This window comes from Salinimicrobium marinum (assembly GCF_014651535.1).
Classification (GTDB): Bacteria; Bacteroidota; Bacteroidia; order Flavobacteriales; family Flavobacteriaceae; genus Salinimicrobium; species Salinimicrobium marinum.
The window spans coordinates 525,498-540,445 of record NZ_BMXB01000001.1; the positions used below are offsets into that span (position 1 = coordinate 525,498).

Consider the following 14,948-nt stretch of genomic DNA (forward strand, 5'->3'; position numbering starts at 1 on the left):
ATATCCATATCTGCTAAAATAGAAAAAACCGGCACTACAGGAGTGCCGGTTTTAAAGTTTTTATCTATCAAAAATTGTTATTGAAAAATCCCCTGATAGTATGTAGGGTAAAGCCATTTATAAGTGGCTTTTTTCTAACCCCGTACTTCCAGTTTTCTGTTTATCCAATGATCATCCCCGCAATGGTAGCCGAAAGCAGCGAAGCGATCGTTCCTCCAAGCACCGCTTTCATTCCGAATTCCGATAAAGTTTTTCGCTGGCCCGGTGCAAGGGAACCAATTCCACCAATTTGTATCCCAATGGATGCGAAATTTGCGAATCCGCAGAGCATATAAGTTGCCATAATAACCGATTTCTGGTAATTGAAACTGAGAATATTTGCCGGATTCTTCAGATCTGCGAGTTGTACATAGCCTACAAATTCACTGGCGGCAAGTTTAATCCCAAGAAGTTGTCCCATGAGCATCATATCTTCCGTAGCAACTCCTATTAGCCACATTAACGGAGCAAAAACAATTCCGAGTATAGATTCCAGGGAAAGTCCGGCATAAGGCGTATTGGCCGCAAGTACTGCATTTAAGGTAGTAATATCACCAACCCAGCCAAGAACGTGGTTGATCATGGCAATAAAAGCAATAAACACCAACAGCATTGCGGCAACGTTAGCGGCGAGTTTCAAGCCTTCTGTGGTTCCGTTGGCAATGGCGTCAAGGAAGTTGGATCCGATATTTTCTGAAGAAACCTCAATGTTGGGATCTACTTTTTCCTGCTGGGGATACAGTATTTTCGATACGACAATGGCTCCGGGAGCAGCCATAACCGAAGCTGCTAACAGGTGTTCTGCAAATTGTAATCTCAGCTCGGGATCGTCACCTCCTAAAAATCCGATGTACGCGGCCAGGACTCCTCCTGCAACGGTAGCCATACCACCAACCATCACCAAAAGGATTTCAGATCTTGTCATTCTTTCCAGGTAAGCCTTGATCATTAAAGGCGCTTCTGTCTGGCCAAGGAAAATGTTTCCCGCCACACTTAAACTTTCGGGGCCGGATATTCCCAGTAATTTAGTGAGCACCCACGCCATTCCCTTAACGATGATCTGGATCACGCCAAGATAAAACAGTACAGAGGTCAAGGCCGAAAAGAATATAATAGTGGGCAACACCTGAAAAAGAAATATGAATCCGAAGCTGTCAACGTCCATCATTCCGCCCAGGAGGAATTCACTTCCCTCGGCGGTGAAATCAAGAATAAGTACAAAGATCTTTCCTATGAATTCAAAAATATTCTGAATAAAATCTACTTTAAGAACCCCAACAGCCAGAAGAAGCTGAGCGGTAATTCCCACGCCAATGGTTTTCCAGTTAATCGCTCTCCGGTTACTGCTGAAAATGAATGCAATAAGAATAAGAGAAACCATTCCAAGGGCTCCACGCCAAATGCTCTGGAAGGAGATGCCCTGGTTTGGGATAAGAGTTTTTTCGGTATCTGCCGGGATTATTTCCTGAATGGTCTGGGGTCTCTCCGTAAAATTATAGAAACGGTTGTTTCCGGAAAGAATAAGAGTAGAATCTGTTAATTCGGTTACCCTGAAATTCTGTACGCTGTCCTGCGGAGTGTCGTAAAAGAAAACCAATACGTCATTTTGATAGACATAACTCCCCGAGGCACTGTCCATATTCTCGCCTTCAAGAGAATATTCAAAACTTCCGTTATCCAGGATAAGGAAATCATTTTCTGTATTAATATCAAATAGGGCCAGGTCTGTGCTGTCTTTTACAGATTCTGGTGTCCAGTTTTTAGAAATTGTTTGGGCAAAAGTGGAGGAAATTCCGAAGAAGATCAGAAATAGGCAACACCAAATTTTATTCATGAAAGAGGGAATTATTTTCGTTTTGAGATTTCATCTCTTATGCGCGCCGCTTTTTCGTAATCTTCGCTTTTCACGGCTTTGTCAAGCATACTGTTAAGTTCGCTTAGGGATAATTTTTTATAATCGGTGTCGGATGATTTGATCTCAATTTCATCAGAAAAAAGTTCATCTGCAATGATGCTTTCTTTTTCCTGTTCCTCTTCTTCATTTTTCATGTCGCCCTTCAGGTAAATACCTGCCTTGTCAAGAATGTTTTTATAGGTGAAAATAGGTGCGTTGAACCGCAGTGCCAGGGCAATGGCATCACTGGTTCGGGCATCGATGATCTCTTCTATCTTGTCCCTTTCGCAAATAAGACTTGAATAAAATACCCCGTCCACAAGTTTATGAATGATCACTTGTTTGACCACGATCTCAAAGCGGTCAGAAAAGTTTTTAAAAAGGTCGTGGGTAAGGGGGCGCGGCGGCCGAATCTCTTTTTCCAGAGCAATAGCAATAGATTGTGCTTCAAAAGCACCTATTACAATGGGTAATTTTCGCTCACCGTCTACCTCACTCAAAATAAGAGCATAGGCTCCATTCTGGGTTTGGCTATAAGATATTCCTTTAATGTTAAGGCGCACTAAACTCATACTGCAATAATAATAAAAAGCTGTCCAAATAGGGCGATAAACCTAATTTAGACAGCCCTTTAAATCGGGTCGCAATTTAAAAAAATTATGCGTTATTAGCTTTAAATTCTTTTAATTTTTCGGTTAGCTTCGGTACGATTTCAAAGGCATCGCCCACAACTCCGTATTCCGCCGCCTTAAAGAAAGGGGCTTCAGGATCATTATTGATTACTACTTTTGTTTTGGAAGCGTTGATTCCTGCCAGGTGTTGGATCGCTCCTGAAATTCCCACGGCAATGTATAAGTTTGCTGCCACAGGCTTACCTGTCTGGCCTACGTGTTCACTGTGAGGCCTCCACCCCATGTCACTCACAGGTTTGGAACATGCTGTCGCCGCACCTAAAGTTTCAGCAAGATCCTCGATCATTCCCCAGTTTTCCGGCCCTTTAAGACCACGACCACCAGAAACAACAATCTCTGCATCTGCAATAGTTACTTTGTCGGCTGCTTTATCAACAGAAACTACATTCACTTTAAAATCTTCGGAAGCTAAAGAAGGACTGAATTCTTCTTCTGAAAGCTCCACAGGATTTTCTTTTAATCCGAAAGCATTTTTAGAAAGTCCCACGATTTTCACATCTGTAGAAATCTGGGTGATACTAAATGCTTTATTTGTAAAAGCTGTTCTTTTTACCTGAAGCGGATCTGTATTGGCAGGCAATTCTACTACGTTGGAAGCATAACCTGCACCCAAATGAACTGCAAGAAGCGGGGCCAGATATTTGTCATTGGCAGTTTGCCCAAGCACAACCACTTTTGCGCCTTCCTTTTCCGTTGCCTGTTTCAAAGCATCGGCATAAGCTTCAGCATTGAATTTCGACAGCTTGTCGTTATCGATTTTTAAAACTTTATTTACGCCATACTGCGCAAGTTCTGAAGTGTCTTTTGCATTAAAAGACACAGCGGTTACGGTAGTGCCCATCATGTCTGCAACACCTTTGGCGTAAGAAGCAACTTCAAAAGCTGTCTTCTTGAATTTTCCTTCTTCTGATTCTGTATATACTAAAACTGACATCTCTATATTTTTTTTAGTCATTCCCGTGAAGACGGGAATCCATTTATATTTTTTATTTTTCTAATAACTTTGGAAATCTCTCGCTTGAATTTCAATGCTTCAATTTCCCAATTCCAAAGAAATCACCCTGGAATTTCGTCATTTTTTAATTTAGTTATTAAATAACCTTGGCTTCGTTGTGAAGCAGGTTGATCAACTCGTCAAGATTATCGGAATCAATCATTTTGATGTTTCCTTTAGGAGCCGGTTTTTCAAATTTCACAGCTTCAGTTTCTGGATTTGTTTCTACAGGCTGTATCACGTTAAGAGGCTTTTTACGTGCCTGCATGATCCCTCTCATGTTTGGGATACGAAGGTCGCTTTCCTGAACAATACCTTTTTGTCCTCCAATCACTAAAGGAAGGCTGGCTTTTAAAGTTTCCTTTCCTCCATCGATTTCGCGAATGACAGTAGCTTCATTTCCTTCTACTTCCAAATTAATACAGGTGTTTACGAAATTAGCGCCTATAAGAGCTGCAATCATTCCGGGAACCATTCCTCCATTATAGTCAATAGATTCACGGCCTGCAATTACAAGATCATAATTTCCATCCTGTACCACTTTGGCCAATTGTTTCGCTACATAGATCCCATCTGTTGCGGGAGTGTCAACCCTTATTGCAGTGTCGGCCCCAATAGCAAGTGCTTTTCTTAAAGTAGGTTCGGTTTCGGGTCCTCCCACGTTAACCACATCTACTGTGGCGCCTTGTTTTTCCTTAAACCACATTGCCCTTGTAAGACCAAATTCATCATTCGGATTTATGACGAACTGTACTCCGTTTGTATCGAATTTTGTGTCTCCTTCAGAAAAATTAATTTTCGAAGTAGTGTCGGGAACGTGGCTAATGCACACTAATATTTTCATATAATTGAATTTTTTTGGTAAAACTTAAAATAATTGATTACGAAGATACATAATTTCAGATGAAATTTGCTATGCATGCATAAGAAATTTTTTATTCAGAAGTAGTCGTTTATCCTTAATTGAATTACTATTTTTGTCATTAATTTCACAAAATCATATACTCATAATGAAGACTATCCAATTTAGGGAAGCAATAGCCCAGGCGATGAGCGAAGAAATGCGCAGGGATGAAACCATTTATTTAATGGGAGAAGAGGTTGCTGAATATAATGGTGCTTATAAAGCTTCTAAAGGAATGCTGGACGAATTTGGTCCGGACCGTGTAATTGACACACCTATTTCTGAACTGGGTTTCTCGGGGATTGGAGTTGGTAGTGCCATGAATGGTAATCGTCCTATAATTGAATTCATGACGTTCAATTTCTCACTTGTGGGAATTGATCAGATAATAAATAACGCAGCCAAAATGCGCCAAATGAGTGGCGGCCAGTTCAATATTCCTATTGTTTTTCGTGGGCCAACTGCATCTGCTGGTCAGTTGGGTGCAACACACTCTCAGGCATTTGAAAGCTGGTATGCAAATACTCCGGGACTCAAAGTAATTGTTCCTTCAAACCCATACGATGCAAAAGGACTTTTAAAAGCTGCCATTCGTGATGACGATCCTGTGATTTTCATGGAAAGTGAGCAAATGTATGGTGATAAAGGAGAAGTGCCAGAAGAAGAATACGTGCTGCCTATCGGGAAAGCTGATATTAAAAGAGAAGGTACAGATGTTACTATTGTTTCCTTCGGAAAGATCATTAAAGAAGCATACAAGGCTGCAGATGAACTTGAAAAAGATGGAATCTCCTGTGAGATCATTGATTTACGAACCATACGACCAATGGATCATGAGACCATTCTGGAATCTGTAAAGAAAACAAACCGTTTGGTGATTCTTGAAGAAGCATGGCCTTTTGGAAACGTGGCTACAGAGATCACTTACCAGGTTCAGGAAAAAGCATTTGATTTCCTTGATGCTCCAATAATAAAAATTAATACGGCCGATACTCCTGCACCATATTCTCCAGTACTATTGAAGGAATGGTTGCCAAATCATGAAGATGTGGTGAAAGCTGTTAAAAAGGTAATGTATAAATAAGCGGTACTAAAGAAATAAGGTACAGGCTTTAAATCATATTATTTTTCCTAGAAAACCCTTCCGGATAGGAGGGGTTTTTTATTGGCATATGCTAAAACTGTCTTAAACTACCCCTGACTCTTTGATTTTCACCGCCCATAGCACCAATTTAATTTTTAAGAATGTGTATATTTGCCGCCCTTAATTCTGAATAAAATTTTCTAAATAGATAAAAATGACTAAGACTTTTGATGTATTAATTGAGATTCCGAAAGGAAGCAGAAATAAATATGAATACGATTTTGAGTTAAAAAAAGTAAGATATGACAGGATGATCTTTTCTTCTATGATGTATCCTGCAGATTATGGATTTATTCCCGAAACACTTGCTTTAGACGGCGATCCTCTGGATGTGCTTGTACTGGTAACAGAGCCTACTTTTCCTGGTTGTGTAATGGAGGTAAAGCCAATTGGAGTATTCCACATGGCCGATGAGAAAGGGCCTGATGAAAAGGTGATATGTGTGCCAATTTCAGATCCAATCTGGAACAAGCATAATGATCTAAAAGATGTGAACGGTCATCTTATCAAAGAGATTGAGCATTTCTTCCAGGTATATAAAGATCTTGAACAAAAGAAAGTAGATGTTGAAGGTTGGGGTGATGTACAGGAAGCCAATACCATTATAGAGCAGTGTATTGAGCGTTACAAAAATGATAACGGAAAAAAAGGGAATTTCGGAATTCAGTAAATTCCTTTGTAAATAAGGTGTGAAAGCAGCAATTTCTTAATTGCTGCTTTTTTTTTGCTTTTTTACTAAAACACCTTTTTATAACCTTCTGCAGTTAATATGAGTGTCAAAAAATAAATGGATTTCAAAAGGTCTTAAACCTTTCATAAACCACTCTGTAAAATCTGGAAATAATCGGTTATCATAAACTAAATCAGTATCTTGTAAGGTCTTCTTACTTTGTGAAGAACACGTATAACTATAAAAAAGAAAAACTATGAACATTACATTATTACAGGCCGAAAAAATCATTTCTGCGGCAAAGGAAAAAGCAAAAGATCTCAATACAAAAATGAATATAGCGGTAGTAGATGCAGGAGCAAATTTAATTTCATTTCAACGAATGGACGGCGCCTGGTTAGGTTCTATTGACATTGCCATCAAAAAAGCAAAAACAGCTCGATATTTCGATATGAATTCGGGTGAAATAGGAAACCTTTCGCAGCCCGGAGGTCCGTTGTTTAATATCGAGCATTCCAACAACGGATTGATTACTTTTCCCGGAGGTATTCCAATAACCAACGGAGCAGGAGAAATACTTGGTGCTGTAGGAGTAAGCGGAAGCACAGTAGATAATGATCATGCAGTGGCACAGGCCGGGGCAGATGCCATCAAGGGAATTTAAGTAATTCATTTTTCGCTGTAATGGAATGCAGCTTTAGGAACAGGACGGCCTGAGGGTTAATTCATTTCGGGAAGTCAGAATTCATTTTACTACAGTTTTGAACAATATAAGTGCACGGAAAGATGGTTCCGTGCACTTTTTTTGTTTTATGCTGCTCCAAATGCTAAATAAAAAAAAGGATGGATGTAGTTCTATCTGGTTAATTTCAATTCAAATCTGATTTTTAATAAAAAATATCCTAAGAACCAAATATGATCAATGTCACCTTTTGTTGATGAAATTCTCATGATTTAGGTTTATTATTGTTAAATAGTTAATATATGAAGTTGTTCGGAATGCATCAATTAAATATTTTGTATTATCGACTCTTTTCCTAACTTTAGCGAACTAACAATTTAACAAAAAATTATGGAATCATTGATGATATGGATGCCTGCAGTCCTCGCTGTATTGGGGCTCATCTTTATGTGGGTAAAACGCTCATGGGTTTTAAAGCAGGATGCCGGAAGTGGAAAAATGGGAGATATTGCCTCTCATATTTATGAAGGCGCTTTGGCGTTCTTGAATGCCGAATATAAATTACTCACTTTTTTTGTAATAGGAGCGAGTATTGCCCTGGCAGCTATTTCCTTTATTGTTCCTACCACTCATATTTTAATAGTTGTAGCCTTTATCTTCGGTGCGGTTTTTTCAGCTTTTGCGGGGAATATCGGAATGAAGATCGCTACCCAAACCAACGTTCGTACCACCCAGGCTGCGAGAACCAGTCTGCCTAAAGCTTTAAAGGTTTCTTTTGGCGGTGGCACAGTAATGGGTCTTGGTGTTGCCGGACTGGCTGTACTTGGTTTAACCGGATTCTTTATCATCTTCTTCCACTATTTTATGGGCGGCGAGTGGACCAATGTTCATCAGATGACAATTGTTCTTGAAACTCTTGCAGGCTTCTCTTTGGGAGCCGAATCTATTGCGCTTTTTGCCCGTGTGGGAGGAGGTATTTATACCAAAGCTGCCGATGTTGGAGCCGACCTGGTAGGGAAAGTAGAAGCGGGGATCCCGGAAGACGATCCGCGGAACCCTGCTACAATTGCAGATAATGTAGGAGATAACGTGGGTGATGTTGCCGGGATGGGAGCAGATCTCTTCGGGAGTTATGTAGCCACTGTTTTAGCAGCCATGGTGCTGGGTAATTACGTGATCAATGATATGGGCGGAAATATTGTTTCTGAAGGTTTCGGCGGAATTGGTCCGGTGTTGCTTCCAATGGCTATCGCCGGAGTTGGAATCATTATTTCCATTATCGGAACCCTGCTGGTTAGTATCAAAAACAACGATGCCAAAGAAGCTGAAGTACAGGCGGCATTAAATAAAGGAAACTGGGCCTCTATTATTTTAGTGGCAATTTCATCTTTATTACTGGTAAGATGGATGCTTCCTGAAACCATGCAAATGGAATTCTTCGGGGAAGGCATACAGCAAATATCTTCCTGGAGGGTATTCTATGCTACTTTAGTAGGTTTAGTGGTCGGAGGAGTGATCTCTGCTGTTACCGAACATTATACGGGACTAGGAAGAGGGCCGGTGCTTTCCATCGTACAGAAATCAAGTACGGGAGCCGGAACAAACATTATCGCGGGACTAGCAACCGGGATGATCTCCACATTTTCTTCTGTTTTATTGTTCGCAGTTGCCATCTGGGCTTCTTATGCGTTCGCAGGATTTTACGGGGTTGCACTGGCAGCATCGGCAATGATGGCCACCACAGCCATGCAACTTGCCATTGATGCTTTTGGACCTATAGCCGATAATGCCGGTGGTATCGCCGAAATGAGTGAACTGCCTCCCGAAGTAAGGGAGCGTACAGATATCCTGGATTCTGTTGGAAATACTACTGCGGCTACCGGAAAAGGTTTCGCCATTGCTTCCGCAGCTTTAACTTCTTTAGCGCTTTTTGCTGCTTACGTAACTTTCACAGGCATTGATGGGATCAATATTTTTAAAGCCCCGGTATTGGCAATGTTATTCATTGGGGGAATGGTGCCGGTGGTATTCTCTGCACTGGCAATGAATTCCGTTGGAAAAGCCGCTATGGAAATGGTATACGAGGTAAGACGACAGTTTCGGGAGATTCCCGGGATCATGGAAGGCACAGGAAAGCCGGAATACGATAAATGTGTGGAGATCTCTACCAAAGCCGCGCTTCGGGAAATGTTACTTCCGGGATTGCTAACGATTGGTTTCCCAATTGTAATTGTACTTGTGCCAATGGTCTTTGGTTATGAAAACAGGCTGATTGCAGAAATGCTTGGTGGATATATGGCCGGAGTAACCGTGAGTGGTGTACTGTGGGCTATTTTCCAGAACAATGCGGGTGGAGCATGGGACAACGCTAAGAAATCCTTTGAAGCCGGAGTAATGATCAATGGTGAAATGACCTACAAGGGATCTGATGCTCATAAAGCAGCAGTGACCGGGGACACGGTAGGAGATCCGTTTAAAGATACTTCAGGCCCGTCTATGAACATCCTAATCAAGCTCACCTGTTTGATCGGACTCGTAATTGCACCTATTCTAGGCCAGGATATGACTATTGCCGAAACTCCCGATATTGATGAGGTAACCATTAATACTGAAATTGAAACAGAACCTGTAGGCGTAATTACTTCAGAAGTAGATGAAGTAGAAAAAGAAAGAATAATCACTTCTGAAGCTTCAGTAGAACCTCTAACTATTTCCGAAGAAAAAGTAGCCCTTGCTGAAATTTCTTCCGAAGTTAAACAGGTAAAAATGGAATAAACAATAGAAATCAGCATTTTGGAAGTGCTAAAATAGTTTTAAAATCCCGGTCTTGCTGCCGGGATTTTTTTTATTCCTTGTACCTTAGAGATCAAGCCAAAAAGCGGCGGCTAACCAATCACTATGGCAAATATTTTCAGGAAATTAATTATAAGTATTACAGCTAAACAAAATGTAAGAATTGCAGCATATCGCAGCTACGGGACCAGAGACCACCTGTACCAGCTTGGAAGAGCGCTGGATGATGACAATCTCAAAATGGAGGAGGATCAGGGGTTTCGCAGAACGCTCGTTAACACTTACAAGCAATTTGATACAGATGAAATTGTAGGGGCAGAGGTCGCCCTGCAGCTGCCAAACGGAGCTGTGCTCACCACTACTACTAATAAGGAGGGGTATTTCTTGTTTGATAAAACTACTTCCATTAATTTAGAGAAATATGCCAATGAAGAAGGCTGGGTGCCACTTTCGGCCTCATTTATAGGGGAAGTGCCTAACAGCATTATTTCCTCCAATAATAAATTTGAAGCAGAGCTTCTTATTCCGCCGGTTACAGCAAAGTTGGGAGTGATTAGTGACATAGACGACACGATTCTGGAAACCGGGGTTACCTCTTTTCTAAAATGGAGGGTGCTGCATAACTCATTGTTTAAAGATGCTCATAAGCGTATTTCTCTGGAAGGCTCTCCGGAATTCTATACCAGGTTGCATAAAGGAAAGGGAGGAAAGGAACAAAACCCAATGTTCTACCTTAGTAACAGTCCGTGGAATCTGTACCAGTATCTGCTTTTGTTCCTGGAGCTGAATGAATTTCCGAAAGGTCCTATTTTGTTACGGGATTTCCGGACTCCCTTCGATAAAACTTTAAAGCCTGAAAAACCCCACAAACAAAAAGAGATTGTCAACATCCTGAAGACCTATCCTCATCTCAATTTTATCCTGATAGGAGACAGTGGGGAACACGATCCACGTATCTACACCGATATTGCCGTGCAATATCCTGACAGGATCTTGGCCATATACCTGAGAAGTGTGAAACACAAAAAAAGGATGCAGCGGGTAGAAAGTATCGTGGATGATTTTAAAACAGTTCCGGTGATATCTGTAGAAACCTCCAAAGAAGCTGAAGAACACGCCAGGGAGCATGGATTTATTTCCTGAAATTTCATGGCTGTGACGCTGAGCCGTCCTCTTGGGCAGATTAGTCGAAGCGCTTATGAAAACGAGAAAATCCTCACTCCTCCAGCACTTCGACTATTCCGTCTGCTACCGCATCCGGGCTCAGTGTGACATTGTGGAAACGAGAAAAATTTGTTTTGTCTCGTCAGTACAGAGGGAAAAAATCGATTTTCATTTTCCGTTGTATTTCGTACTTCTAACCTTTTGATTACGGCTGTCACGCTGAGCCGCCCATTTTGGCGATTAGTCCAAGCGCTTATGAAAACGAAAAAATCCTCACTCCTCCAGCACTTCGACTATTCCGTCTGCTACCGCATCCGGGCTCAGTGTGACATTGTCGGCACGAGATGGGTTTTTAGGTCTGTGAAATTTATTGTTTTGTCTCGTCCATAAATAGAGAAAATATCCAATTTTTTAATTTCGTCCTTCTAACTTTTTACTCATGATTGTCACGCTGAGCCTGCCCTTTTTTAGGGCAGATTAGTCGAAGCGCTTATGAAAACGAAATAATCCCGACTCCCCCAGCACTTCGACTATTTCGTCTGCTACCGCATCCGGCTCAGTGGGACATTGTCAGCACGAGATGGGTTTTTAGGTCCGTAAAATTTATTGTTTTTTCGTACTTCTAACCTTTTACTCACGATTGTCACGCTGAGCCTGCCTTTTTTTTAGGGCAGATTAGTCGAAGCACTTATGAAAACGAGATAATCCTGACTCCTCCAGCACTCCGACTATTCCGTCTGCTACCGCATCCGGATTTAATGGGACATTGTGGAATCGAGAAAAAGTGGAATTTGTAATTTCCCCACCTCTGGAGGGGTTTCCGAAGGACGGGGTGGGTTTTCACAGCTCAATCACTAAAATTCTTCAGGCAGTTTTTCTGATTTCATTAATTCCTTCGGGTAAAAGGCACAAAACGAACTGGAAACAAATTCTTCGTATTTATTTTCCCATCCTTTCTTTTTTCAACCAGCTGAAGTTGCTGCGTCGAGGAAATCGGTCCCACGGGAATGATCATTTTACCACCTGTTTTTAATTGTTCTATCAGTTTCGGAGGGATATTTTCGGGAGCTGCGGTTACTATAATAGCATCAAATGGAGCATGCTCTTCCCAGCCGTGGTAACCGTCACCAATTCTGAAATGAATATTCTCGTATCCCATTTCATTCAATTTGTTTCTGGCATTTTCAGCGAGATCTTCCACCGTTTCGATGGTATAGACTTTATCAACAATCTCTGCCAGCACCGCCGCCTGATAACCTGAACCTGTTCCTATTTCCAGCACTTTCATATCCGGATTTGGTTCTATGGCCTGGGTCATATAGGCAACCATAAAAGGCTGGGAAATGGTTTGGCCGTTCCCGATTGGCAGGGGACGATCTTCATAAGCATGTTCTCTCATGGCCTCCGGAACCATTTTGTGACGTTCTACATTCCGCATGGCCTCCAAAGTAGCTTTATCTGAAATTCCTCGTGAAGCCAGATACTGACTCACCATTTGTTGCCGTTTTTGTTGGTATTTATCCTGATCTGTGGAGGGATAGAAAAAGAGCAGAATAAAACTCAAAATGAAGATGGATGTTTTCATGAGTTCTCTCTTTTATAATTGTAATTAAGATAAGAAAAAAAAGGCAATTGGATTTTTAGATGAGCGATCTGAGAAGTGAGATGGAATGTGAATTCCTTTTCGTCAATTAGTGGGTAAAATAATTAAGTTTCAATCCTTTCTTTTCGTCCCTTGTATTTGGTACTTCTAACCTTTTACTCACGATTGTCACGCTGAGCCGCCCATTTGGGCGATTAGTCGAAGCGCTCAGTGGGACATCGTCGGTACGAGAAAAAGAGTTGTTTTGTGTTTGTAGCTTCCTCTTCTCCGGAGTGGAGGCGTAGGACGAGATGGGTTTTAGTTTATAGGTCGAGAATTATCCGATAAGATTATCTAAAATCTCATATCTCACATCTAAAATCTACTGAAAAAGCCCGTTTAATTCCCCGTCGATTCTGGTAATGATATTTCCGAGGTCTTCAGGATTGTCCACGAAGTTGATGTTGTCAACATCAATAATGACCAAATTTCCTTTGTCGTAATTATGCACCCAGGCTTCGTATCTTTCGTTCAACCGACTTAAATAATCGATGGAAATAGAGTTTTCATATTCTCTTCCGCGTTTGTGGATCTGGGCCACTAGGTTAGGAATACTGCTGCGTAGGTAAATCAAGAGATCGGGGCCAGCCACCACTCTTTCCATGAGTTCAAAAAGAGAGCTGTAGTTTTCAAAATCCCGATTGGTCATCAGGCCCATGGCGTGCAGGTTGGGAGCGAAAATATGCGCATCTTCATAAATGGTACGATCCTGAATAACAGATTTTCCACTTTCCCTAATATCCATGATCTGCCGGAAACGACTGTTCAGGAAATAGATCTGAAGATTAAAAGACCAGCGTTCCATTTTGTTGTAGAAATCTTCCAGATATGGATTTTCAAGTACATCTTCATACTGGGCTTCCCAATCAAAATGTTTAGCTAGTAATTTCGTGAGTGTGGTCTTACCCGCACCAATATTTCCTGCAATAGCGACGTGCATATGTGTTGATCTTTTGGCTGTTAAATCTGGAGTGTGTGAAAAACTTCACGGCTGTAAATATAATGGAATTAACATCTGAAATAAAACAGTTTCAGGTAATTTATGGAATTTCAGAAGTATGCGTTCACAGCTGGAAATTCTTTTGCTTCAAAAGAAAACACGTAAAGGATTTACCGTAATCCCTGAAAAACCTCAAAAATTTCGCAATTGCACTTCGTATACATCCAGAAACAGTCTATGGCATCGGTGATCATGTGAAAAGCGAGTCCGATGGCGACCAGGCGCAGGGTATAGTTTTTCAGGAAAATCGCTCCCAGAAAATACAGCGGGATCACATATTCAGAATGTAACAGATGAAATCCTATGCTGCACCGGTTTTCTGCGAAAACTGGATTGGCGAGAAGGTGATCAATATCTACCGCCATGGTTCCGAGCAGGATCAGCCAGTTGCGTTTCCAATGCTTTTTATCATACCAGTAAGCAATGGCTCCAATGAAGATAAAGTGTAAAAAGTAATGGACAAGCGTTTGTAGCATGAGCAAGGGTTGGGTGGTATAAAAATAGGAAATCTGAGGTATGACGCTATTAATTTATGATGGATTTTTCTATAACGTTATGCTGAATTCATTTCAGCATCTTTATGTAAGGCGCTCGCCTGCTGTTTTGCACTCCAATTCAAATGGACCCTGAAACAGTCTACACTCAGGGTGACGGTACGAATGCCACCTTTACCCGCAAATCCCTGTCGTGCTCGTCCAACCCTGACGGATTGGCTTTCTCAAACACCAGAACTCCCTCCTTAAAATCCGGATTCTCAAACTCCAGCGTAGCCTCAAACGGAACCCAGTCCTCCGTCATCCAGGAATCCTGAGCCTCAGCCGGAACAACAGCTAGCTCATTTCCGTTTTCATCCAGCAACCTGATTGCAAAGGAAGCTTCAAAGTACCAAGTTCCCCGCGCCCGACCTTCAATTTTTAATGGCGAAGAAATAATCTCTCCCGGCCGCAGCTGATACACTTCAATAGTATCTTTAATCGCCGCCGGTTTATTACTGACTTCTGTTGTACCCTCCTCAATTTCTATATTTTCTTCAGGTGTTTTTGTCTGCTGATTATTCTCGTTCTTGCAGGAAAACAGAAGCGTTGAAAGAATTATGATAACAAGAGCATTTTTCATGTCAATGATTTTACCTGAAGTTAAAAAATTGTAATTTACTGGAAAATAGGATTTCCTTTCCGCAGGTTTGGGAAATGAAAAAGCCGAAACTTTCCAGTCCCGGTCTTTCAAAATTAAATTATCAAATGAGAGAAGCGAATTCTCGCAACTCACTATATACCATTTTTACACTATACAATATACAGTCTTACAAATGAGCGCAGCGAATTCAAAA

Annotated in this window: 13 protein-coding genes; 5 read left to right on the forward strand and 8 right to left on the reverse strand. The window is 41.3% G+C overall.

Annotated elements, in window-relative coordinates; translation table 11 throughout:
• Nucleotides 1–160: 160 nt before the first annotated feature.
• The 4 genes from IE056_RS02325 to IE056_RS02340 form a co-directional block, all read right to left on the reverse strand.
• Entirely contained in the window at nt 161–1,873 is a 1,713-nt protein-coding gene (locus tag IE056_RS02325) for a NupC/NupG family nucleoside CNT transporter (RefSeq protein WP_189602998.1), read from the reverse strand.
• A gap of 11 nt (nt 1,874–1,884) precedes the next feature.
• The gene (locus IE056_RS02330) at nt 1,885–2,505 is read right to left on the reverse strand and encodes a bifunctional nuclease family protein (RefSeq protein ID WP_189602999.1); all 621 of its coding nucleotides are present in this window, start codon (nt 2,503–2,505) and stop codon (nt 1,885–1,887) included.
• Nucleotides 2,506–2,590: 85 nt separating this feature from the next.
• On the reverse strand, nt 2,591–3,559 hold the full coding sequence (locus IE056_RS02335; RefSeq protein ID WP_189603000.1) for an electron transfer flavoprotein subunit alpha/FixB family protein: 969 nt from the start codon (nt 3,557–3,559) through the stop codon (nt 2,591–2,593).
• A 157-nt stretch (nt 3,560–3,716) separates the two neighbouring features.
• Nucleotides 3,717–4,463, reverse strand: coding sequence for an electron transfer flavoprotein subunit beta/FixA family protein (locus IE056_RS02340; RefSeq protein WP_189603001.1), 747 nt, complete (start codon nt 4,461–4,463; stop codon nt 3,717–3,719).
• Between the two features lie 166 nt (nt 4,464–4,629).
• Here IE056_RS02340 and IE056_RS02345 point away from each other — a divergent pair, with 166 nt between their 5' ends.
• The 5 genes from IE056_RS02345 (at nt 4,630) to IE056_RS02365 (ending at nt 10,955) form a co-directional block, all read left to right on the forward strand.
• Nucleotides 4,630–5,607 (forward strand): pyruvate dehydrogenase complex E1 component subunit beta, encoded by a 978-nt coding sequence (locus IE056_RS02345; protein WP_189603002.1) that lies wholly within the window; start codon nt 4,630–4,632, stop codon nt 5,605–5,607.
• Nucleotides 5,608–5,821: 214 nt separating this feature from the next.
• The gene (locus IE056_RS02350; protein ID WP_189603003.1) at nt 5,822–6,337 is read left to right on the forward strand and encodes an inorganic diphosphatase; all 516 of its coding nucleotides are present in this window, start codon (nt 5,822–5,824) and stop codon (nt 6,335–6,337) included.
• Between the two features lie 256 nt (nt 6,338–6,593).
• Nucleotides 6,594–7,001, forward strand: a complete 408-nt coding sequence (locus tag IE056_RS02355; RefSeq protein WP_189603004.1) for a GlcG/HbpS family heme-binding protein — start codon at nt 6,594–6,596, stop codon at nt 6,999–7,001.
• A gap of 408 nt (nt 7,002–7,409) precedes the next feature.
• Nucleotides 7,410–9,794 (forward strand): sodium-translocating pyrophosphatase, encoded by a 2,385-nt coding sequence (locus tag IE056_RS02360; RefSeq protein ID WP_189603005.1) that lies wholly within the window; start codon nt 7,410–7,412, stop codon nt 9,792–9,794.
• A gap of 123 nt (nt 9,795–9,917) precedes the next feature.
• The gene (locus tag IE056_RS02365; RefSeq protein ID WP_189603006.1) at nt 9,918–10,955 is read left to right on the forward strand and encodes an App1 family protein phosphatidate phosphatase; all 1,038 of its coding nucleotides are present in this window, start codon (nt 9,918–9,920) and stop codon (nt 10,953–10,955) included.
• 907 nt (nt 10,956–11,862) lie between these two features.
• Here IE056_RS02365 and IE056_RS02370 read toward each other — a convergent pair.
• The 4 genes from IE056_RS02370 to IE056_RS02385 all read right to left on the reverse strand — a co-directional run bounded on the left by IE056_RS02370 (nt 11,863) and on the right by IE056_RS02385 (nt 14,734).
• Entirely contained in the window at nt 11,863–12,561 is a 699-nt protein-coding gene (locus IE056_RS02370; RefSeq protein WP_189603007.1) for a protein-L-isoaspartate(D-aspartate) O-methyltransferase, read from the reverse strand.
• Between the two features lie 379 nt (nt 12,562–12,940).
• A complete protein-coding gene (locus IE056_RS02375; protein WP_189603008.1) occupies nt 12,941–13,558 on the reverse strand; it encodes a deoxynucleoside kinase in 618 nt (205 codons plus the stop codon).
• A gap of 170 nt (nt 13,559–13,728) precedes the next feature.
• Nucleotides 13,729–14,094, reverse strand: coding sequence for a DUF6122 family protein (locus IE056_RS02380; protein ID WP_189603009.1), 366 nt, complete (start codon nt 14,092–14,094; stop codon nt 13,729–13,731).
• 166 nt (nt 14,095–14,260) lie between these two features.
• On the reverse strand, nt 14,261–14,734 hold the full coding sequence (locus IE056_RS02385; protein ID WP_189603010.1) for a Gmad2 immunoglobulin-like domain-containing protein: 474 nt from the start codon (nt 14,732–14,734) through the stop codon (nt 14,261–14,263).
• Between the last annotated feature and the right edge of the window lie 214 nt (nt 14,735–14,948).